Source organism: Vibrio sp. Vb1337, from assembly GCF_033338715.1.
Classification (GTDB): Bacteria; Pseudomonadota; Gammaproteobacteria; order Enterobacterales; family Vibrionaceae; genus Vibrio; species Vibrio alginolyticus.
In genome coordinates this window covers 1-1,179 of the sequence record NZ_JAWOTD010000181.1, presented here as the reverse complement: position 1 = coordinate 1,179, position 1,179 = coordinate 1, and the positions used below count along the sequence as shown (strand labels likewise).

General features: G+C 45.0%; 2 protein-coding genes. Both read right to left on the bottom strand.

All coding sequences use genetic code 11. From position 1 onward, the window contains the following. Positions 1–659, bottom strand: a 659-nt coding sequence (locus R7E42_RS24860; protein ID WP_318073213.1) for an iron chelate uptake ABC transporter family permease subunit, incomplete at its 3' end; no start/stop codon positions are given. Then, a partial coding sequence (locus R7E42_RS24855) for an iron chelate uptake ABC transporter family permease subunit (protein WP_318073212.1) occupies positions 652–1,179 on the bottom strand: 528 nt, incomplete at its 5' end. The genes R7E42_RS24855 and R7E42_RS24860, both read right to left, overlap by 8 nt.

Sequence of the window (1,179 nt, the reverse complement as noted above, 5' to 3'; positions counted from 1 at the left end):
ACTTTCGGCACATCAACACCCAAGCTTTTTGCGTTGTCTTGATCTAACCAGAACACATCCAATGTGCGATGCATACGAAACAGCAACCAGCAAGCCAATATCAACATCGGCGCACTGAAGTACACGAGATTAACCTTTACGTTGTTAAAGCTTGCATACAGTTTGGACTGCACGAAAGCGAACGTATTGGGATCCATCAATAGCGAGAAAAAAGACGCAACATTGGAAAATAGCTGACCAAATATCAAACCGACCAACAATAAGGTGATCAAATTTCGGCTGCCTTTGGAGAAATAGAAGCCAAACAAAAGCAGTGAAAACGCCACCATGATGCATGCCGCGATGGTGAAGTTGACGTAGATATTCAACACTAATGTGCTCAATCCACCAAACAACAATACGATCAACACTTGCGTGAGCACGTATAAAGCATCAAAGCCCATAATGCTTGGCGTCAATATTCGGTTATGCGTAATGGTTTGAAACACCATAGATGACTGAGCAATCGCCACGCCAGCTAATACAATCGCCAAAACTTTGGGTACGCGTCGCGAAAGAAAGTACTGGTAGTTGTCTGCGTTCAAGCCAATGCCGATAAACAAAAAGGCAAACACCAGAGCGATAACACCAAGCAAAACGATTTTGGTTGAATCACGCATGCTGCTTACCTCTTAGCAACATCGCAATGAATACCACGCCACCTAAAATGCTGATCACAATGGAAATTGGCATTTCATGAGGGAAGATGATCAAACGACTCACCAAATCACAGCCGAGTACCAATATGGCACCATACATGGCGGTTAAAGGAATGTTCTTCTTCAGGTTATCACCGTAAAAATGACTGACGAGGTTCGGCACAATAAGGCCAAGAAACGGCAGCTGACCAACTATCATCACCACACTTGCGGACATGATGGACACCAACAGCACGCCAATAGTAACCACTTGCTGATAGTTCAAACCCAAGTTCACGGCAAAGTCTTTACCAATACCGACCGCAGAGATTCTTGCGGCAAACAAGTAACTGAGAATCACCATCGGAACCGCAATGTAAAGCAGTTCAAAATCCCCCCGCAAAATGTTGGCGAAGTTCGCGACCGACCAAGCACTCAAGCTTTGGAGCGCATCGTACTTGTAGGCGATGAACGTGGTCATCGATTCAATAACGTTACCGAA